The following is a 19,824-nucleotide window of genomic DNA, read 5'->3' as shown; positions in this document are numbered from 1 at the left end:
ACTTTGCTTTCTGGCACAGCCTTTGCACCATGGAATAGGGCAAGGAGGGCATTTCCTCCATAGCCAAGTTTTTAGGGGGAAACAGTTATGAAAAGATTTCTTACAGCAATTTCGATGATGGCAATGTTGGCCGTGATGGTTCCGTTTTTTGCCTCGTCTGCAGACGCACAGACGCGTCGCTATCGCGACAATGATCGCTATGAACGAACGTACGGAAAGAAAAAGAATGTTTACCAGCGTCACCGCAACCTAATTAACATAGGAATCGGCGCCGGCGCCGGAGCGATCGTCGGAGGTTTGCTCGGCGGCAAGAAGGGAGCTGCCTGGGGAGCGTTAGCCGGAGGCGGTGCGGGAGCGGTCTATACATACAAGATCAACCCGAAGACGAAGAGGTACGAACGCGTTTATCGTCGGAACTAAACCGATGACAATTTCGAGCCGGGGAGGAAGAGCGGCGGGCTTAACGACCCACCGCTCTTTTGTTGTTCAGACCTTTTCACCAATGAGGTAGATTACCGGGACATCGCCGATAACCCGCGCTGTGTGCTCTGTGCCCGAGGGCATGAAGTCGCGGTCGCCCGCAGCCAGAATACTTTTTCCCGCTCCCGCAACCTCAAGCTCTATCTCTCCGGAAACTACCCAGTGCGTTTGGTCGTTAGCGTGGGCGTGTTGCGGATATTCCGCTCCCGGAAGATCGGTCCACTGAAAGACAGAATAGCCCTCCGCGGTGAGGCGAGACCTCAGCGAAGCCACGTCCGGAGCATACGGCTCGTTCCATCGTTCAACTCGATATTGCGACGTCATACTTTGAGTCTATCGGACTTGTCACCCATGGCAAAATTTTTCGGCGCATTTGCGATCAAAAAGTCCCGGGCTATTGAGCATACGCTCGATAGCCGGGGACGCTTTTTAAGTCTCCGAACGGTTCAGACGAACCTAATAGGTGTAAGTATTCGCCGCGATCATCACATCGGCGATCCGCTGGCGGGCGGCAATGGTGTTGATCGGCGAGTTGTTCTTAGTGAACCGCTTTAGTGCGACCAGAAGCGTGCGGCCCTCGTCGCCCTCGGCGATGGCTGCGATGGTGTTCTTCGCCTTCGCCTCGATCCGCTGGATGGCGTCGTTGCAATAGACGCCTGCCATGTCTATGTAGCGTCCGGCGGCGTCCTCGCCGTTCTTTTCAGCGTATTTCTTTGCACGCAGAATCGCCGTCTCCATCTGGTAGGCGTCCATAATGATGTCGGCGCAATTGATCAGCACTTCCTGTTGTTCGGCGAGAGCCATCATGTATTTCTGGGCCGCCGTGCCGAGCACCATCAGGGCGATCTTCTTGGCGTTTGCCGCAAGTTTCATTTCCGCCGCGAGCAGGCTTGTGTCTTCGTCAAACGACATCTGCGGGTTCAGTATCTCGTCCTGCAGAGCCTTTGCCGCCTGCAGCAAACCGATCTTGCCCTTCATCGCTCGCTTCATCAACTGGCCGGGAATCAGCATCCGGTTGATCTCATTCGTGCCTTCAAAGATGCGGTTGATGCGCGAATCGCGATAGGCCTTCTCTGCCGGATAATCGGCCGAATAGCCGTACCCGCCGTAGATCTGCACCATCTCATCGACAACATAATCGAGCGACTCGGAACAAGCCACCTTGTTGATCGACGATTCGACAGCGTATTCCTCGATCGACTGAAGCTTCTTTGCGTTATCGGCACCATCGCCGATCAAAGCATCGATCATCCCGACCGTCCGGTATGTGATCGATTCTGCGACCCACGTCCGGATCGCCATCTCGGCGAGCTTGTGCTTGATCGCACCAAACGAAGAGATCGGCTTATTGAACTGATGCCGTTCGTTGGCGTACCGCACCGATTCGTGGATCGCGAGCTTTGCTCCGCCCGTTACCGAAGCTCCGAGTTTGAATCGGCCGACATTGAGCACGTTGAAAGCGATCTTCGCACCGTCGCCGACCTCGCCGATCAGGTTGCCCTTCGGGATCTTCGCATCGGAGAGAATAACGGCGGTCGTTGAGGACGACTTGATGCCGAGCTTGTGCTCTTCATTGCCCGGGCGGCAGTTTTCCGACCGCGGCACGAGGAAGCACGAAAACTTTTCCTTCTCGCCATCGACCTTGGCAAAGACGAGATAGACATCGGCAAAGCCGCCGTTGGTGATCCACATCTTCTCGCCGTTCAAGATCCAGTGTTCGCCGTCATCGGAAAGCTTTGCGACGCACTTGGCCCCGAGAGCGTCCGAGCCCGAGCCCGATTCGGTCAGGCAGTACGCCGAAACGATCTCGCCCGAGATGATGCCCGGTATCCATTCTTTCTTCAGCTCTTCCGAGCCCCAGTAAAGTATCGGCAAGAGCCCGATCGAGGTCTGCGCTCCGTAGGTCGAGCCAAAACCGCTGCCGCGGCCGACCATTTCTGCGATGATCGCTCCGGTCGTCTGGTCGAGCTCCATTCCGCCGTATTCCTCGGGAATGTTTGCCCCGAGAAGGCCGAGCTCGCCCGCCTTTTTCAGCAGGTCGCGAGCAACCTCCCAGGCGTGATTCTCGAGGGCCGGCAGGTTCGGCACGACCTCGTTGTCAATATATTCGCGACACGTCTCGCCGATCATCCGATGCTCATCGGAAAAATCCTCCGGTGTAAAAACCTCGGCGGTCGTCTGCTCCGCGATCAAGAACTCGCCGCCTTTCACATACTCTTTTGCCATTTGTGTATCCACGCTCATAACCTCCAAAAGTGCGAAAAGTATAACACAAAAACGCAAAATGAATGAACACTCATTCATTTTATTTTTTTCATACACACCCCGCAGACCCGGCCACGCCCGAGCCCCGCCCTTCAACCACACAGGCAGAAACCCGACCTGTAGGGAGGGTGTCTGTTGGAATGGTGAATGGTGAGTGGTGAATGGTGAATCCGAAACTGAGATCCCTCGTTTTCTTCTTTTCTTTTTCCCTGGCTATTTTCCTAACCGACCGACTAACGACCCGATCAAACACAAAAGCGGAAAAGAAGAAACCGAAGCTTTACTTTCTCCCTTCTCCTTTCTCCTCCTGGTCGCCGACCGGGTTCCGCCTGTGTCCTCACTCAAAGCAAAAACCGGAGACGCGGTCACCCTACGTCTCCGGCTTCTGACTTCTGACTTCTGACTTCTGACTACTTTATCTCACGAACGCATTCGGCAGCGGGCGGTCGCCGGTCGTGCCGAATTGCAAGATAAGCGGGCCGGCCGTTGATCTCAACGCGAACCAGTTCGAGTTCGACGGCCGAAAGACCGCTGCGTCGATCTTGCCGTCGCCATCGTAATCGCCCGGTGCCGGAAGGTCGCCACTGGTTCCCCACGGGAACGCATAGAAGCTCGAGTCCTCGCTGCGAAGCACGTACCACTCGCCGGTCGATGGCCTGAAATATGCCAGGTCGGCCTTGCCGTCGCCGGTGTAATCGCCCGGCAAGGTAAGATCAGTCGCCGACCCGAACGCGAAAGCGCGATTGGCTCCGTCGCTCGATCTCAGATACCACCACTCGCCGCCGCCGGAGCCGCCCGTTGGACGGAAGATCGCAACATCAGCTTTCCCGTCGCCGTCGTAATCCGCCGGAACAGGCTTGTCGTCCGCGGTGCCGAACGGCGTCGCCGCCACCTGCCCGTCCGAAGAACGGAGCGTGAACCAAGTGTTCGTCGAAGGCCGATACACCGTTGCGTCCGACCTCCCGTCGCCGTCAAAATCCGCCGGCGAAGGCACATCGCCCGCCGCTCCGAACGGGAACGCGAAGAACGTCGAATCCTCGCTCCTCAAGACAAACCACTCGCCCGACGCCGGCCGCCAGAAAGCAAGATCCGTCTTTCCATCACCGGTAAAGTCTGCGGGCACGATCGTGTCAGTCGCCTTGCCAAAGGCGAACGCCCGGTTCCCACCATCCGAAGACCTCAAATACCACCACTCCGATCCACTTCCACCAACCGGCCGAAACACCGAAATATCCGTCTTCCCATCGCCGTCAAAATCAAAGATCGCTTCAGATGAGGAGGTGTTTGCCGACTCACCAAAGATTTTGAACTGAAAAACCTGAGATACCGAAAAACCGTTTACGGCGAGCGGGTCGGCAATGTACCATCGCCCGAAGAATACTCGTCCGATCAGGTTGGCATTATCGGGGATGGCAATGCTTACGGAGCCGTACCCGATTCCCGTACCGCTGCTGTTAGTTGTGGTAGTTTCTCTCGCGAACGACCCGATCGCAGGAATAGACGTGCCGACGCCTGGATCGTCCTCCCCAATGACGAGGACTGCCTGAGCACCGGGTACGGTATTGGCTACAGCCACTGTGAAGCTGGGATTGCCTACAAGCGGCGGCTCGATCGCAATCACCTTCGGAACTGTCCCTCCCGCACCGGCTCGACCCGTTCCCGCAACCACCGGAACGCGGTTTGATTCCGAATAAAGAACCGGACGGTCGAAAACGCCTGTCTCGTTGGCAACCCGCTCATCGGTCAAAGGTCGCTTAAGAAAAGCGACGAGGTCAGCTTGCTGTTGAGCGGTTAACCCTTGGGGCACCATCGCCGGGGCCTTATTCGGTGCATTAAAATCGCCGCCACGGTTGTAAAACGCAACTACCTCCTCAAGCGTTCCGAACCGACCGTTGTGCATGTATGGGGCCCTAAGTTCAACATTTCTAAGACTCGGAACCCGAAATGCACCGCGATCAACATTTTGGCTTGTCTGCGCAAAACGGCCGAGGTCGTCCAGAACCGGGCGAACGCCAATATATATGAATGCATCGTTGGTGAATCGCCCTCCGCCGTGGCATGCATTGCAGTTAGCTCCGTTGAATACGTTAAGCCCTCGCTGCTCCTGAACTGTCAGCGTATTCTGACCGCTGAACAATCGGTCAACCGGTGCTCGATCTGAGTAAAGGACGCGCTGGTACGTTGCCAATGCCATCGCTATGCGTGCCGGGGTCACCTCAGGCGTACCAAATGCCTCTTCAAAAAGCTCCGGATAGGATCTACCGTTTATCCAGGTCGCAAGTGCCGCCGGCATGCTCGGCACCAATGCAAGCGGTTTAGCGTTCGCGATTTGCGCGGCGGCCTGATTCCAGTCTCGTCCAGAATGCGCCATCTCGACATCCGAAAGCGGAGGGCCCGCGGCCTGTGATTCAAGAGCAGCTCCAGCAGCTAAAAGAACGGAGTCCGTAACTGGGTCTCTAAAAACATTCGATGCCCGGCCGTCCCAGAAAAGTAGTGGAGCATACGCGGCATTTACGGTCGCATTCGCCTTTCGAGTTGTTACTTGCTTGTTCAGTCCGAAATTCGGGTTCCATTGATAGTCCCCGCCTGATAAGCTCGCGGGAACACCGGGAGACCCAGTAATGTCATCTCCCGTTCCGAACGTAGCGTCAGGTCCTGGATTTGTTGACTCAAGATTCGAGATCACTGAATTAGGATCAGAGCCGCCGACCCGATTGATGTGACAGGTTCCACAAGAAACGGTCTTAGTTGATGAAAGTTGTTCTTCCCAAAAAAGCGCTTTGCCGAGACTTATCTTCGTTGCGGTGATCGGATTTCCCGTCGGGGTTGGCGGCGGCTCTAGTGGAAGACGTGGGCCGTTGGCCGTCCCCAGTCGCCGCAATCCTTGAGCGGACTCGCTCAATTCGCTTGCAGCGGAGATGTTTTCTGCTCGCACCCAATAAAACAAGGTCTGATTTATCGGCGCAGACGTGTCAAAGAAAAAGCTGGCCTCCGTAGTGCCTAATTCGGTCGCGGTCAACGGATCGTTTATCAAGTTTCGATAGACGCGGTATTGAGTTGCCCCGCGGATCGTGTCCCAGTTGATTCCGACTTTATTTATATAATCGCCATTGGTTGCGGTAACGCTTGTTGGGACGGACAATGGGGGTCCTCCACTTTGCCCGGCCGTTTTAGAACTAAGTAGAGAATCTTGAATTAAGGCAAAAATTGGAACTACGAATACGCCAATCGCGATCAATCTTAATATGCGATTAATATTGTATTTTCGCTGCATTTAATAATTGTTCCTGTATCAACTTCGGAGTCGATTCGGTTATTTTCCTCGTTTTGACGTATTCTGATCGTATTTGGTCTAAGCCTTCGCAAAATTCCTGACATCGAGTTGCTCACGTCGGCCCGTGCTACCCCCGTTTCTTGTTACCGATCAAAGCTAGAGGCTCACGGGACTCTTGGTTGTTTTGAATTGCGTCAATCGGCGTCGGGCCGCTGTAATCAGCATTGAATGCCCGGAACGTCTCGCCCGCATCTTCGATTGGCGAGAACCGGTCGGCGTTTGGGCATTCGTCGCGAAAGCTGCCGTTGCGAGGCTCGACCGGAGTATTGTAAAGCGGTTCCCGTACGAACGGCAGGGTTGTTTTGATTTTCGAAACCGCGGTCGCCTTTGTCCTACCTTGCAGCGAACGAGACATCCGTGAGAGTCAGAGAGCCTCGATCGTCGAGAAGATGTATATTGACTCGTATGTTGTGTTTATGCTACGTTTGTTTTGGTATGGAGTGTCGGGCACAGGTTGGGGTTTGGCGGTTGGCGGCAGCGAGCCGGCGAGTGCTGCGGCTCGGATATGTGTATCGAACCCGATACCCATACAGGCATTCGATACGATATTACAGGCATTCAGGGCAAGGGTGTTATGGGCGGCGGCGATAAGATCAAAGGCATCCGGGGCAATTATCCGGCACCGCGGGCGGACCTCGCGGGCTTTGGAGCGCCCGGCCGCCGCCTCTGCCAAGCGTTTCACGCGTTTCAATTGTTTCACTTGTTTCAGCCGTTTCACGTGTTTCACCTTTTTCAGCCGTTTCTGAAGAACTCAGTACTTTTAAAAAATGAAACAACCCGAATGCGGAATACACGACGGCCGGCTGAAGCCAGGATTCAAAACCCCGCAACTTCGCAACTCTGGAATCTATTTTCCGTTTCGGCTACACTTCGGGTATATGCGAGAGCAACTAAAGCGGTTCATTGACCAGATGGAAGAAAATTCGGTGGCGGTCATCCCGGCGGCCCATGAGGTTACGCGGAGCTACGACACGGAGTTCAAGTTTCAGCAGGACCCGGACTTTTATTACCTGACCGGATTTCCGGAGCCGGACGCGATCGCGGTGATCGACCCGAAGAACAAGAAATCGCCTTACACGCTTTACGTAAGGCCGCGTGATCCGCTGATGGAGACCTGGTACGGGCGGAGGCAGGGCGTTGAGGGTGCGGTCAAGAATTACGGCGCTGACCGGGCGTTCTCGATAGAAAAATTTGCAGCGGACCTGCCGAAGCTGCTCGATGGCCACGATAAGTTGTATTACCGGTTCGCGGTCGATAAGGCTCTCGACCAACAGATCTTGCAGTACCTTTCGGGCCAGCGGGTCCGCCGGCTCAAGACGGCATATCCGCCGCACACCATCATCGACCCGACCATCATCACCGGCGAAATGCGGCTCCACAAAACGCCCGAGGAGGTCGAGTTGATGCAGGTCTCGGCCGACATCGCCGCCGAGGCACACATCCTGGCGATGAAGAAGGTAAAGCCGGGGATGAACGAAGGCCAGGTCGAGGCTCTGATGGAAGCCTATATGAAGGACAAAGGCGCGAGCGGCGTCGCCTATAACTCCATCGTCGGCGGCGGCGACAACGCGACCATCCTTCACTACGTTGAGAACAATATGCCGCTTAAGGACGGCGACCTGATTCTCATCGACGCCGGTGCACAGTATAAGGGCTATGCCTCGGACATCACGCGGACATTTCCGGTCAACGGCAAGTTTACGCAGGCGCAGAGGGAGGTTTACGACGTCGTGCTCGACGTTCAGCTAAAGTGCATCGAGGCTACCAAAACCGGCAACACCGTGAAAAAGCGGCAGGAATATTCGATCGAGCTTCTGACCGAAGGAATGGTCAAGCTTGGGCTGCTTAAGGGCAAGACGTCTGAGCTCGTAAAGAAGAAGGCTTACCTTAAATATTACATGCACGGCGTCGGGCACTATTTGGGGCTCGATGTCCATGACGCCGGCCGCTATTTCAGCGACCAGGAGGCGAAGCACTCGCGGCCGTTCGCTCCGGGAATGGTGCTGACGGTCGAGCCCGGCATCTACGTCCCGCCGGATGACAAGACCGCTCCGGCGAAGTATCGCGGCATCGGTATCCGCATCGAGGACGACGTGCTCGTAACCGACGACGGCAACCGCAACCTGACGTCGAAGGTCACGAAAGACCCGGACGAGATCGAGGCTCTAATGCGGAAGCCCGCACGTAAGTAAGGGCGTATTCAACGCGGGTATGATCAGCATCGACGACATTGTCAGAAATCTCCCTGCCCTTTTCGCGGCGGCTTTTGTCGCGATACTTTTTATTCAGTCGGCGCTCGACAAGGTCTTCGATTGGAAGGGCAATCTTGAGTGGCTGACCGGCCATTTCTCGAAGACGTTCCTGGCCGGGATGGTGCCGATGATGCTCGCCACGATAACGCTGATGGAACTGGCGACCGGCTTCGCGGCGGCGGTTGGCATTGTCTATTTCCTCGCGACCGGTTCTCTTATCGTCGTTTTCGCCGCGGGCGTTCTCGGTGCAGCATCGCTTACTGCACTCTTCTTCGGCCAGCGGATCGCAAAGGATTACCCCGGTGCCGCGGTCCTCGTACCGTATTTTCTTCTCTTGCTTGCGCTGATGGTCCTTTCAGCACCGCATCGCTGAAATCTTCCGAGATTCAGGAATTCTGGCGAAAATAGGTATTTACAACTTCGCATAAGTGGTGTATCATTCCGGACACCTGTAAATTCGGGAGCGTTGCTCCGTGGGTTTTTCATTTTCAGGCTGCCCCCAGCCTGAGGAGTTGTTATGAGTTTTTTTCGTTGTTTGCCCGCACTTTGCAGGCTTTCCTGCGCCCTGCTCGTTCTCCTCTCTTTGGTTTTGCCCGCATACCCTCATGAGGGCCACCTTAAGGACAAGTCTTCAAAAGCTGAGATCGAAAAGCACCGGCAAACTGATTTCGGATTCAAAGGATTCGACCGGTTGAACCTCGAACTGCAGCAGAGCTTCGAGCAGTTTTCAAACTGGGAGAATCTGGCAAAGAACGGCGAAGCGGCCGAACGTCAGTTCAATCCGAACGGGCACTTGGTTGGCTCATGGTCGCCCACCTATCAATTGCCTTTGGTGCCGATCCACGTGATGCTGCTGCCTAACGGCATAGTCTTAATGTGGGATTCTGTTGGCGATAATCCGGCGGAAAGCTACCCTACGCATGACTTCACGCGGGCATCTGTATGGGATCCGGCAACCAATCTCGTTTCTAATGTAGATAATGTCCAGACCGGGCATAACGTCTTTTGTGCCGGGTTTGCCCACCTTCCGGACGGAACCCCCTTTTTAGCTGGGGGAAACAAGAACGGGAACCTCGACGGTATTAAAAGGACGCATTTCTTTGATCAAGTTACCAATCTGTGGTCGCTTGGCCCGGACATGCACTTCGAGCGCTGGTACCCTTCTGTAACCCCGTTAGCAAACGGCGAGATGTTGATCACCTCCGGCGGCCCATCAAGTCATGAAGTATATGCCACCGACGGAACACTTCGGACACTTAGCAATTTCACGCTTTCTATGCCGATCTATCCCTGGATACAGGCTGCCCCTAACGGCAAAGCATTTTACTTCGGCCCAAATCCACCGATGTATTACCTTGAGACTGCGGGAGCAGGATCAAGTCAAAGCGCCGGTTGGCGGGTCGACGGAATCTGGCGATCATACGGTTCCTTTGCAATGTATGATGTCGGCCGCGTTGTTGCGAGCGGCGGATCGAATTCGCGTCGGGAAACTGTTACGGTCGATTTCAGAGATCCGTCCGTAAGCCCAGTTTCGGTTACGGCGGAAAACATGGCGTTCGGCAGAAGGCAACATAATCTGACTGTTCTTCCCGATGGCAAGGTTCTCGCAACGGGCGGGTTGAGCAGCGGTGCGAATCTCGTTGATCTCAATGCCAGTGTGCTTTCGGCGGAGCTTTGGGACCCTGAGAGCGGCGAGTGGTCGACGTTAAGTGACGCCTCTCAAAAGCGGCAATACCATTCTACGGCATTGCTGCTACCCGACGGTAGAGTCTTGACCGGTGGCGGCGGCATCTGTGGAACCTGTTTCAATGTCGGATACCTTGAAAAGAATATGGAGATCTTCACGCCTCCATATCTTTATGACTCGGACGGGTCGGGCAACCTTGCTCCACGGCCGGAGATCAACTCGGCCCCCTCAGCAGTAGAATTCGATGAGGTATTTGCGGTCGGGACACCTGATGCTGGGGCGATCGAACAGGTCGTCATGATGCGGGTCTCATCAGTTACGCACTCGGTCGATTTCGAACAGAGACGGGTCCCACTCGAGTTTACGGTCGCCGAGGGCGGGCTATCGGTCAAGGCTCCGCGAAACGCGAACATAGCACCGCCGGGCTATTACATGTTGTTTCTCATTGACGAGAACGGCGTGCCGTCCGTGGCAGAGATGGTGAAGGTCGAATACGGTGCTGGCCTCGGTTCACCGATGATCGTCAAATCGAGCGGCGGAAACCAAACGGCGAACATCTCATGGGTCCCGGTGCCCGGAGCGACCGGCTATAGGGTCAAGTATGGAGTGACCCCGGGAAACTACACTTCGATCTTGGATTACGGCGCTAATGCCACCAGTGCATCATTTAATGGCCTGCCGTCATGGAGGTATTATTTCGCGGTTTCCGCGGTCGGTCCGAACGGCGAGAACGGGGATTCGAATGAGCAGGTCGTATTCGCTAATTTGGCCCCGACCGCAGCTCCGATCGTCATCGGAGGACGGATAATCGATCCTGAAGGCCGTGGGATAAGCGGATCATCGATAACCGTGACGGCCCTCGGTACGGGAGTAAGCGTCCCGGTCGTTTCGAATTCGTTCGGCCACTATTTGGTACCCGATATTCCCGCGGGGCGAAGCTACCTAGTTTCAGTTAGGGCAAAAGGCATCGATTTCCCGGTTTCGTCCCGGGTGATCTCTGCCGACGATAACGTGCTGGACATCGACTTTGTTGGAATGCCCGTAAATTGACATCGACGACAGCGGAACTATAGAGAAAGAGGTTGCGATCCGTCGCAACCTCTTTTTATTTCGCCGACCCGGTCCAACCTGCGGCTATTTAGGCCGCGGCAGTTTCGGTGGAACGAAGTTTCTCGATGATTGCCGAAGCAAAGTCGGCGGTGTTGGTCGTGCCGCCTAGGTCGCGAGTAAGGTATTTGCCCTCGGCGAAAACCGCGAGCATTGCCTTTTCCGCTCTTTCCGCTGCGTCATTTTCGCCGATGTGGCGAAGCATCATCAAACCGGACATCAGGATCGCCGTCGGGTTGGCGATGCCCTGCCCCGCAATATCCGGTGCCGAGCCGTGAACCGCTTCAAAGACCGCTCCCTGCTCGCCGATGTTCGCGCCCGGCGCAAGCCCGAGCCCGCCGATCAGTCCGGCGCAAAGATCCGAGAGAATGTCGCCGTAAAGATTTTCCATTACGAGAACATCGAACTGCTCCGGCCGCATTACAAGCTGCATGCAGCAGTTGTCGATGATCTTGTCGTCCGCCTCGATGTCAGGAAAATCTTTCGCGACGTTATAGAAGCACTCGAGGAAAAGCCCGTCCGAGAGCTTCATTATATTCGCCTTGTGAACGGCGGTTACTTTTTTGCGGCCGTTATCGCGGGCAAATTCAAACGCATATTTTGCGATCCGCGTCGAAGCCTTCTCGGTGATCACCTTAAGGCTCTCAACCACACCGGGAACGACAACGTGCTCAATGCCCGAATAAAGCCCTTCGGTGTTTTCGCGGACGATCACGAGGTCGAGTTCCGGGTAGCGACAAGGCACGTTCGGCAGAGCCTTTACCGGCCGGACGTTGGCGTAAAGATCAAGAGCCTTCCTCAGGCCCACATTGACCGAGGTGAACCCCTTCCCAACCGGGGTCATTATCGGCCCCTTGAGGGCCACTTTATTCTGTCGGATCGAGCTAATGGCGTCATCCGGCAGCGTCGTGCCGTATTTCTCCTGCGCCTGAGCGCCGAGGATGTGCGTTGACCACTCGACCTCCACGCCTGCTGCTTCAATGATACGAACCGTGGCCGAGGTTATCTCCGGCCCAATGCCGTCTCCCGGGATCAATGCGATGTTGTGTTTCATACGAGTTTAGCTCTCCATATCTTATAATATTTCTTTGCTTTATGAACGTCCTCATCATCGGCGGTGGTGTTATCGGCCTGGCGGCAGCTCGTGAGCTGCGTATCGCCGGCGCCGGCCGCATCACCGTGCTCGAAAAAGGCCGGGCCGGAATGGAGTCATCGTGGGCTGCGGCGGGAATGCTCGCCCCGGACGCCGAAACCGAGACGGTCGATGCAATGTACCGGCTCTGCCGGTTGTCGAATGAGATGTATCCCGAATTTGCGGCGGCACTTCTCGATGAGACCGGCATTGATATCGAACTCGACCGGACGGGGACGATCTGTGCGGCGTTCTCTGACGATGAGGCCGATCAGCTTCGAGAACGTCTTTCGGCTCAGCAAAACGCCGGAATGCAGGCTGATTTCCTTTCGGCCGAAGATGTCCGAAAGCTCGAGCCGTCGCTTTCCGGAGATATCGTTGCCGGTGCGCTTTGTCGGGACAACGGTCAGGTTGAGAACCGCAAGCTCGTTCAGGGACTTTCGGAATTTGCCCGAAGAAACGCGATCGAAGTGCTTGAGCATTCGCCGGTCGATGAGTTGATCATCAAAAATGGCGAGACTTTCGGGGCACGATCTAATGGACGCATTTTTGAAGCTGATGCCGTTGTGATTGCAGTAGGGGCATGGTCTTCCGTTCTGCTTCAAAACCGGTGTCCGCAGGTCACTCCAGTTAAAGGTCAGGTAATCGCATACAAGAATTTTTCTTCCCTGTGGCACGTCGTTTACGGTGCGGGCGGCTATCTTGTGCCGCGACGAGACGGACGGCTCCTTGTCGGAGCGACGGTCGAGGACGCGGGTTTTAACACCGACGTTACGGCCGATGGTGTACTATCGTTGCGGAGCTCGGCGGAGCGGCTTTTGCCTGAGCTTGCGGGCCGCGAACCGGTTGATAAATGGGCAGGGCTCAGGCCTTTTGCGGCCGGAGGCGAGCCGTTGATCGGAGCTGTTCCCGGAGTTCGCGGGCTCTTTGTAGCGACCGGACATTACCGAAACGGCATCTTGCTCGCTCCCGTAACGGCAAAGTTGATCGCCGAGGCGGTGCTTGCGGGCTCGGTACCGGATTTCGCCCGGCCGTTTCTTCCTGCATCGGGCAAGGAGGCTGCGGCATCGTAATCCCTTATGAGAACGGCAGTTATATTTTTTATCATTCTTTCATTTGCCGTCGCGGATGTGGCCGCCCAGTCGCGGCGTGCAAGGCCCACGGCGAGCCCGGTTGCAGAAGTCGAGCGAAGCGAACGGCCTGTCCGTGAGCTTTATGAAGAAGCGAATGGCTTTCGTCGCAAAAAGTTCGAGGAATTTGCCCAGAAAAAGATCGCATATTCTGAAGAGCTTAGGCTCGTCACCGAGCGTGAGCAGAAGCAGCTCGCTGCAAAGTATGCGATGGCGGCTGAGGAGCGGACCGACCTCACGACCGAGGACGTTTACTACAAGGGACTGCTTCATTGGATCTCAGAGAATCTCGACCGGACCGCCGCTTCGCTTACGGAATATCTTGCCCGGAAAGATACCGTCGGCGAGAAGGCCCAAACGGCACGTTCGCTCCTCGTCGTGATCCATGCAAAACAGAAGAACTTCGAGGACGCCACCCGTTTCCTAGCAGAATATGACGGAAACGAACCGCGGCGAGCTTCCGAAGTCTCGCGGATGAACAATGAACTCGCAAAGGCATATCTGGCCGCTCAAAGCCCAGCGAAGGCGGTCCAATTTGCCGACCGTGCCTATCGGACCTCGAAGTCGATGCTCGCCGACCCAAGCCTAAAGGCCCGAGGGCTCGACGAACTCCTCGACAACGGAATGCTGCTTTTTGAGAGCTATCGCGACTCCGATAAGGCCCCCGAGGCGGAAGTCGCGCTTACGGATCTTAGAAAGGTAGCCGGCGGCGTCGGAGCCTCAGACCTTTTTTATTACGCCACTGACAAGCTGTTGGTTTACCGCATCGACCAGGGTAAAAAGTCCGCCGCGATGGAAGGCTATATGTCCGCTCTGATCGAAGCGGGCAAGGTCTTTTCGAACAAGGCAGTCGCAAATGACGCGATCCGCCGTCTCAAAGCTCGCGAAAAGCATTACAAGCTGATGGCCGAGCCGGCCTTCGAGCTTCCGAGCGTAGACCGTTGGTTTCCTGGCGAGCCGCAGACGATCGCCGCGCTCCGCGGCAAGGTCGTTCTTCTCGATTTTTGGGCGACCTGGTGCGGGCCGTGCTTTGACGCGTTTCCGCACCTGACCGAGTGGCAGCGTGACTATGGTGATAAGGGACTGGTAGTACTCGGCGTCACGCGCTATTACGGACGGACCGAAGGATTTAGCGTTGATAATCCGAACGAGATCGAGTTCCTTAAGCGCTTTCGTGAAAAGTATCGCCTGCCTTATGATTTCGTTGTAACGCGTGACCAGCAGGCCCAAATACAGTATGGAGCAACGGCACTCCCGACCGCCGTCCTGATCGATCGAAAAGGGATCATAAGATTTATCGAGTCGGGTTCGAGTCCGAGCCGAATGGAGGAAATGCATCGCCGGATAAAGGCGTTGCTGGACGAAAAATGACCGCCCCAAAGCCCGCAGACAAACGTTCAAAAAGCAAGACGGAAAGCTTTTACGATAGCATCGCGGAAGTGCATAACATTGCCCTGCGGGTCAATGGCTATCGAGCTTCTGTGTCAAAATACCTTCGCTCGCTCGACCTCGGCCTGACGGAAGAATCAATGGTGCTTGACGCCGGGAGCGGCACCGGCATTATCACGCTCGGCCTAGAGGATTCCGGCGTCCCGCATCGCGGCACCATTGCTCTCGATCTTTCGCTCCACTCGCTCGACATCGCCCGGAGCGAGTTCCGCCGCGATAAAAAGACCGATGACAATCGCATCGAGGTAGTGCAAGGAAACGTGCTCGAACTTCCTTTCGAGGATGAAACTTTCGACCTCGTGATAACCTGCGGGGTGCTCGAGTACGTCTCGCTAGAAGCCGGCCTTGCCGAGATGGCACGCGTTCTAAATCCGGGAGCAAAGCTCGTCTTTATCCCTGTCAAGCCTTCGCTCGTCGGTTCGATGCTCGAATTTCTTTACAAATTCAAGATACATCCGATCAAAGATGTAAGACGGATTTCACAAAAGTATTTTAGGATAGTGGGCAATCATAGGTTCCCGTTAAACGAACCTATCTCGTGGTCAAAGACGATCTTTTTGCTTGAAAGGATCTGACCCGCAAAAAAACCGATGAAGATCTTCGACCTCACCGGCCCATCGCATCCTCTTCCTCTGATAATCGCGCACCGCGGTGCAAGCGCCGTCGCACCGGAGAACACGCTCGCCGCCTTTCAGCGAGCGATCGATTGCCCGGCCGACGGGATCGAATTTGACGTCCGGCTCGCGGCGGACGGCGTTCCCGTCGTCATTCACGATTCGTCGCTCAAACGCACGGCCGGAAGGCCGGGCAAGGTCGCGGCATATAGCTCCGAAGAACTTTCGCACATCGATGTCGGAAGCTGGTTCTCCCGAAGCAATAAGAAAGGGAAAAGGGCCGTATTTTCTGAGGAGCGGATCATTACCCTCGCTTCTGCCTTAAACTTTTTGAAGGACTTTCGCGGTGAGATCTACGTTGAGCTAAAGTGCAAGAACGATGACCTCTATCCGCTTGCCCGTGCGGTCGCTGCGGTCATCGAAGGCGCGAACCTAGCCGGCACGTTGATCGTCAAGAGCTTTCGGCACCCGGTCATCACCTTCTTTCGCGAGAATCTCCCCGAAGTTCGAACCGCGGCCCTCTTCGCACCGAAGATAAAGACGATACTTAGAAAGGAGAAATACCTTGTCCGGCTTGCGGAAGAGCTCGGAGCCCACGAACTTTCGATCCACTATTCGCTTGCCACACGAAAGCTGATGAAAAAGGCCACGAAAGCCGGGCTGCCGGTAGCGATCTGGACTGCGGACCACTCTCATTGGCTAAAGCGGTCCGCACTGCTCGGAGTAAAGGCCGTAATAACAAATGACCCCGCGAAGCTCCTCAAAAAGCGTGAGGAATTTCTCGGGGTCAAAGAGTTAAAAGCCGCGGCTACTTCGGCCTAGCAAATTTCTCGTCGCTGACGGTGACGTCGTGCTCGACCTTTTCAACCGTCAGGAGTATTTCCACATTCGGGATAACAGATCTGATCTTGAAAGGGATCTTGATGCCGTCCACCTCACGGTAATCGCTCGGAAATGACTGCGTTTTGATCTCGCCCTGCGGAGAGATCGAGGTTGAATCCGTCCGGACGATCAGTCCGCTCGCTACGTCAAAATAGATGGTGTCATCCGGTAGGCCGGTTTGCTTTGCAATGACGACATACGCATCACTGCCGCCCACTTTCTCAATTCCCGTGACCTCGAATGAGCTATAGGCGGCGTTCAGGTCATAGGTCCGTGCAAAGAGAGCGGTGTTCTTTTGCTGGTCAAGCTCCTTGCCCGAGCGTTGGCGAAAACCCTGGATCGGATCATTTGCCCACGACGTTCCGCCATCGGTCACATCCAGGAACTGTCCGACACCGGCGAGTTCCATTCTGAGGGCCGAGCGGTTTGGTGAGACCGCTGCCTGTTCGAAGGTTCCGCTTATGCCGAGCGGTGAGAGCGAGGCCTTGCCGGTTGTGACACGCGACTTGAATTTCGCGTTCGCCTCGCGGCCGCCGATGGCGGTCACGTATTTGGCAATGATCTCCGAGGCCGCCGGGAGGCTCGGTTTTGCCCAGCCTTCGCCGGCCTTCTGAGCCACGGCGGAACCGGAAAAGACAAGTGCAAGAAGCATCAAAAGATATTTGTTCAGTTTCATTTATTTCCCCTTTTTTAGTAGTACCTCGACCGCCCGCTGAAGCTGCGAATCGATCCCTTTGGCGAGGCTTTCGCCATCAAGCTCGGCCTTTATATCGGGCTCAACGCCGCGGCCCTCGACGAGCACATCTTTCGGTGACCGGTAATCCGAAACGGCATATTGAAACGTCGCACCCGTCGGAAGCTTCTCAAAAAATGACGGCAAAACCGCTCCCGCTGTGCGTTCGCCGATTAGTGTGATTCGGCCTGCATCCTGAAGTCCGGCGGCGAATATTTCACTGGTCGAGCCCGAGCCATGGTCGATCAAGACCGCGACCGGCCCGTTGAACGCCCCTGGCTGCGGGAAGACCGAAAACTTCATCCCGCTTTCCCGCGACCGCATCGAGCCAAGCGACAGCTCTTCTTTCAGCATCATACCTGCAAGCCCGCTTGCCATGCCGCCGACACCGCCCGGATTACCGCGAAGATCTATTATAATTCCAGCCGCTTCAGCATGTTCCCTCATAGCGGCACGCAGCTTCGGCATCTGGGCGATGACCCACATATTGAAGCTGATATAACCGATATTGCCCTCAAGCCGCCGCGATTCAAACTTCATCGGCTGTGCCGGAAAATTACCGAGCGGCTGCGAATATTCGCCAGCAAACTCTTCGCGGGTGACGCTTACCGTCCTTGGTTCCTTGCCCAACTCCTGTATCCCGATCTTGACCTCGCTCCCGGGCTTGCCGCCCAAAGCAGCTTCAAACATTCGCTCACGGTAGATCCGCCGCGAACCTTCGGTCAGGTCGCGCCCGGCGATAGCAGATTCGAGCTTTTCTATCATGTCGACAGATGTTTTGCCGTCTATCGAAGTGATGATCATTCCGGGCTTTAGGCCAGACTTCGCCGCTGCCGAACTAAGATCGACGCGAAAGATCGTCATTCCCGAGCGAAGCGATTTCAGCTCTACGCCGACCTCACCCGCTCCCGAACCGAACTCCGGATTGCCCGAATGAATGCCGAAATGCGAGAGCTTTAGCTCTGCCAGCATCTTGCGAAGCACGTCGTGCAGCTCGTCATCGTTTTTCGCCGCCCGGGCAAGCGGCTCGTATTTCACCTTAACGGATGCCCAATCCACACCGCCAAAAGTCGGGTCATAATGCTTATCGTTGACCGTTGACCAGACCTTTTCAAAACTATCTATCCGCCGCTTCGCCGCATCCGCAGCAGGACTGGCAACATCGGCCGCGATCTGAGCCTCGGCTGCAAAGAAAAGAACGCCGAGCGAGAAGATCAGCCCGGCCGCATATTTTAGTTCAAAAACCCACCTTTTTCTCATATTTTCTAAATTTCTATACGATGGGTCGCTTTAGTTCGTTTCAGGTTTACATGAATTTAAAGTGGGTTTAAGATTAGGGCATCGCACTTTCAATTAGTTTAATTTATCCTCTAATAAATGAAATATTACGAAAACGTTCTTGAACTAATCGGCAACACACCCCTTGTCAAGGTCAACAATCTGGCCCGTCAGTTTAACGTCAAGTCAACGATTCTCGCAAAGATGGAGAGCCTGAATCCCGGATATTCGGTCAAGGACAGGATCGGCGTTTCGATGGTCGATTGGGCTGAAACGGAAGGCGTCCTGAAGCCCGGCGGCACGTTGGTCGAAGCGACCTCGGGAAATACCGGAATCGGAATGGCTCTTGTTGCCGCCGTTCGCGGATACAAGTGCATATTTGTTTTGACGGAGAAGGTTTCGGTCGAAAAAATGCGATACCTCAAGTCGCTCGGCGCCGATATCGTCGTATGCCCTGCGGCGGCCAAGCCGGGCACGCCTGATCATTATGTTGAGACGGCAAAGCGCATTTCGCAAGAAACACCGAACTCGTTTTATCCCGATCAGTACAACCACCCGGCAAACCCGGCGGCCCATTACCGGACGACCGGCCCCGAGCTGTGGCGGGATACGGACGGCAAGATAACCCATTTCGTGGCCAGCATCGGCACAGGCGGAACCATCAGCGGAACCGGCCGCTACCTAAAAGAACAAAACCCGAACGTAAAGATCATCGGTGCCGACCCTTACGGTTCGATCTTTAAGACCTACAAGGACTCGGGCCAAGTGCCCGAGGCAACGCCCTATCTGGTCGAAGGCATCGGGCAAAGCCTCCCGGTCGGCAATGCCGATATGAGTGTGGTGGACGAAGTGATCAACGTAACCGACCGCGAGTCCTTTGACCTCGCCCGCCAACTCTCGCGAAAGGAAGGCATTTTCTGCGGCGGCTCTACGGGAACGAACTTCGCCGCTGCCCTAAAGGTCGCAAAAGAATCGGACGAGAACGCCGTCATCGTTTTCATCGTATGCGATACGGGCGAGCATTATTTGTCCAAGTTCCATTCGGACGAATGGATGAAGGAGAAGCTGCTTCTTGAGCCTCAGAAGATTACGGCCGGGCTCATCGTAGAGACCAAGAACGGGACCGCTCCGGGTCAATTGATCTTTACCGGGCCTGATGAAACGGTTGCGGCCGCCCTTGCGAGAATGTCCGAAAATGGCATTACGCAGATACCTGTGATCGAAGATAACCGCTCGGTCGGAAGTTTCCGCGAAAGCCGCGTTTTGGCCAAGCTGCTTGTCGATCATTCCCTGCTCGAATCAAAGGTCAGCGATGTTATGGAGCCGAGCTTTCCGGTCGTGCAAGTTGATTCGAGCATCAACGAAATAAAGGCGAAGCTTTTGGAATCGCCCGCGGTTGTGATAGAAGACTTTAAGCGAATTACAGGGATCATTACGCGTTCGGATGTTTTGGAACTTTCAAGTTGATCTAAACACCGTGC

At 55.4% G+C, this 19,824-nt stretch carries 16 protein-coding genes; 9 read left to right on the top strand and 7 right to left on the bottom strand.

The window, feature by feature from the left end:
- Positions 1-87: 87 nt before the first annotated feature.
- Positions 88-420, top strand: coding sequence for a hypothetical protein (locus IPM21_08660; GenBank protein MBK9163971.1), 333 nt, complete (start codon positions 88-90; stop codon positions 418-420).
- A 66-nt stretch (positions 421-486) separates the two neighbouring features.
- On the opposite strand, the gene IPM21_08655 is transcribed toward IPM21_08660, so the two are convergent.
- From IPM21_08655 to IPM21_08640, 4 genes are all read right to left on the bottom strand, one after another.
- The gene (locus IPM21_08655) at positions 487-804 is read right to left on the bottom strand and encodes a cupin domain-containing protein (GenBank protein ID MBK9163970.1); all 318 of its coding nucleotides are present in this window, start codon (positions 802-804) and stop codon (positions 487-489) included.
- A gap of 132 nt (positions 805-936) precedes the next feature.
- Positions 937-2,706 (bottom strand): acyl-CoA dehydrogenase family protein, encoded by a 1,770-nt coding sequence (locus tag IPM21_08650; protein ID MBK9163969.1) that lies wholly within the window; start codon positions 2,704-2,706, stop codon positions 937-939.
- Positions 2,707-3,160: 454 nt separating this feature from the next.
- Entirely contained in the window at positions 3,161-5,887 is a 2,727-nt protein-coding gene (locus IPM21_08645) for a VCBS repeat-containing protein (GenBank protein ID MBK9163968.1), read from the bottom strand.
- Between the two features lie 556 nt (positions 5,888-6,443).
- Positions 6,444-6,761 carry a hypothetical protein gene (locus IPM21_08640; GenBank protein MBK9163967.1) on the bottom strand — a complete coding sequence of 106 codons (318 nt, stop codon included), beginning with the start codon at positions 6,759-6,761 and terminating at the stop codon, positions 6,444-6,446.
- 196 nt (positions 6,762-6,957) lie between these two features.
- On the opposite strand from IPM21_08640, the gene IPM21_08635 reads away from it, so the two are divergent.
- From IPM21_08635 to IPM21_08625, 3 genes are all read left to right on the top strand, one after another.
- Positions 6,958-8,271: an aminopeptidase P N-terminal domain-containing protein gene (locus IPM21_08635; GenBank protein MBK9163966.1), complete on the top strand. Its 1,314-nt coding sequence runs from the start codon at positions 6,958-6,960 to the stop codon at positions 8,269-8,271.
- 19 nt (positions 8,272-8,290) lie between these two features.
- Complete coding sequence (locus IPM21_08630; protein MBK9163965.1) at positions 8,291-8,704, top strand: DoxX family protein; 414 nt, start codon at positions 8,291-8,293, stop codon at positions 8,702-8,704.
- Between the two features lie 144 nt (positions 8,705-8,848).
- A complete protein-coding gene (locus tag IPM21_08625; protein ID MBK9163964.1) occupies positions 8,849-11,068 on the top strand; it encodes a DUF1929 domain-containing protein in 2,220 nt (739 codons plus the stop codon).
- A gap of 88 nt (positions 11,069-11,156) precedes the next feature.
- On the opposite strand, the gene IPM21_08620 is transcribed toward IPM21_08625, so the two are convergent.
- Positions 11,157-12,179 (bottom strand): isocitrate dehydrogenase (NAD(+)), encoded by a 1,023-nt coding sequence (locus tag IPM21_08620; protein ID MBK9163963.1) that lies wholly within the window; start codon positions 12,177-12,179, stop codon positions 11,157-11,159.
- Positions 12,180-12,220: 41 nt separating this feature from the next.
- Between IPM21_08620 and thiO the strand changes: the two genes are divergently transcribed.
- The 4 genes from thiO to IPM21_08600 are packed head-to-tail and all read left to right on the top strand — an operon-like array spanning position 12,221 to position 16,272.
- Positions 12,221-13,330: a glycine oxidase ThiO gene (thiO, locus tag IPM21_08615; protein MBK9163962.1), complete on the top strand. Its 1,110-nt coding sequence runs from the start codon at positions 12,221-12,223 to the stop codon at positions 13,328-13,330.
- A 6-nt stretch (positions 13,331-13,336) separates the two neighbouring features.
- Positions 13,337-14,758 carry a redoxin family protein gene (locus IPM21_08610; GenBank protein MBK9163961.1) on the top strand — a complete coding sequence of 474 codons (1,422 nt, stop codon included), beginning with the start codon at positions 13,337-13,339 and terminating at the stop codon, positions 14,756-14,758.
- Entirely contained in the window at positions 14,755-15,411 is a 657-nt protein-coding gene (locus IPM21_08605) for a class I SAM-dependent methyltransferase (GenBank protein MBK9163960.1), read from the top strand. The genes IPM21_08610 and IPM21_08605 overlap by 4 nt, the downstream gene beginning before the upstream one ends.
- Positions 15,412-15,426: 15 nt before the next feature.
- A complete protein-coding gene (locus IPM21_08600; GenBank protein MBK9163959.1) occupies positions 15,427-16,272 on the top strand; it encodes a hypothetical protein in 846 nt (281 codons plus the stop codon).
- Here IPM21_08600 and IPM21_08595 read toward each other — a convergent pair.
- Together IPM21_08595 and IPM21_08590 are read right to left on the bottom strand one after the other, a co-directional pair.
- Complete coding sequence (locus tag IPM21_08595; GenBank protein MBK9163958.1) at positions 16,259-17,008, bottom strand: hypothetical protein; 750 nt, start codon at positions 17,006-17,008, stop codon at positions 16,259-16,261. The two genes, IPM21_08600 and IPM21_08595, sit on opposite strands and share 14 nt — an antisense overlap.
- Entirely contained in the window at positions 17,009-18,325 is a 1,317-nt protein-coding gene (locus IPM21_08590; protein ID MBK9163957.1) for a PDZ domain-containing protein, read from the bottom strand.
- 117 nt (positions 18,326-18,442) lie between these two features.
- Here IPM21_08590 and IPM21_08585 point away from each other — a divergent pair, with 117 nt between their 5' ends.
- On the top strand, positions 18,443-19,810 hold the full coding sequence (locus tag IPM21_08585; GenBank protein MBK9163956.1) for a pyridoxal-phosphate dependent enzyme: 1,368 nt from the start codon (positions 18,443-18,445) through the stop codon (positions 19,808-19,810).
- The last annotated feature ends 14 nt before the right edge of the window (positions 19,811-19,824 follow it).

The sequence above is a fragment of the Acidobacteriota bacterium genome (genome assembly GCA_016716435.1).
Classification (GTDB): domain Bacteria; phylum Acidobacteriota; class Blastocatellia; order Pyrinomonadales; family Pyrinomonadaceae; genus OLB17.
The sequence above is the reverse complement of the archived record's forward strand: the minus strand, read 5'-3'. Positions and strand labels throughout refer to the sequence as shown.

Excerpts from the sequence above, each read along its gene's own strand:
- IPM21_08660 (MBK9163971.1), top strand. The coding sequence starts at position 88 with ATGAAAAGATTTCTTACAGCAATTTCGATGATGGCAATGTTGGCCGTG.
- IPM21_08635 (MBK9163966.1), top strand. The coding sequence starts at position 6,958 with ATGCGAGAGCAACTAAAGCGGTTCATTGACCAGATGGAAGAAAATTCG.
- IPM21_08590 (MBK9163957.1), bottom strand. The coding sequence starts at position 18,325 with ATGAGAAAAAGGTGGGTTTTTGAACTAAAATATGCGGCCGGGCTGATC.
- IPM21_08625 (MBK9163964.1), top strand. The coding sequence starts at position 8,849 with ATGAGTTTTTTTCGTTGTTTGCCCGCACTTTGCAGGCTTTCCTGCGCC.
- IPM21_08605 (MBK9163960.1), top strand. The coding sequence starts at position 14,755 with ATGACCGCCCCAAAGCCCGCAGACAAACGTTCAAAAAGCAAGACGGAA.
- IPM21_08585 (MBK9163956.1), top strand. The coding sequence starts at position 18,443 with ATGAAATATTACGAAAACGTTCTTGAACTAATCGGCAACACACCCCTT.
- IPM21_08655 (MBK9163970.1), bottom strand. The coding sequence starts at position 804 with ATGACGTCGCAATATCGAGTTGAACGATGGAACGAGCCGTATGCTCCG.
- IPM21_08650 (MBK9163969.1), bottom strand. The coding sequence starts at position 2,706 with ATGGCAAAAGAGTATGTGAAAGGCGGCGAGTTCTTGATCGCGGAGCAG.
- IPM21_08600 (MBK9163959.1), top strand. The coding sequence starts at position 15,427 with ATGAAGATCTTCGACCTCACCGGCCCATCGCATCCTCTTCCTCTGATA.
- IPM21_08620 (MBK9163963.1), bottom strand. The coding sequence starts at position 12,179 with ATGAAACACAACATCGCATTGATCCCGGGAGACGGCATTGGGCCGGAG.
- thiO (MBK9163962.1), top strand. The coding sequence starts at position 12,221 with ATGAACGTCCTCATCATCGGCGGTGGTGTTATCGGCCTGGCGGCAGCT.
- IPM21_08610 (MBK9163961.1), top strand. The coding sequence starts at position 13,337 with ATGAGAACGGCAGTTATATTTTTTATCATTCTTTCATTTGCCGTCGCG.
- IPM21_08630 (MBK9163965.1), top strand. The coding sequence starts at position 8,291 with ATGATCAGCATCGACGACATTGTCAGAAATCTCCCTGCCCTTTTCGCG.
- IPM21_08595 (MBK9163958.1), bottom strand. The coding sequence starts at position 17,008 with ATGAAACTGAACAAATATCTTTTGATGCTTCTTGCACTTGTCTTTTCC.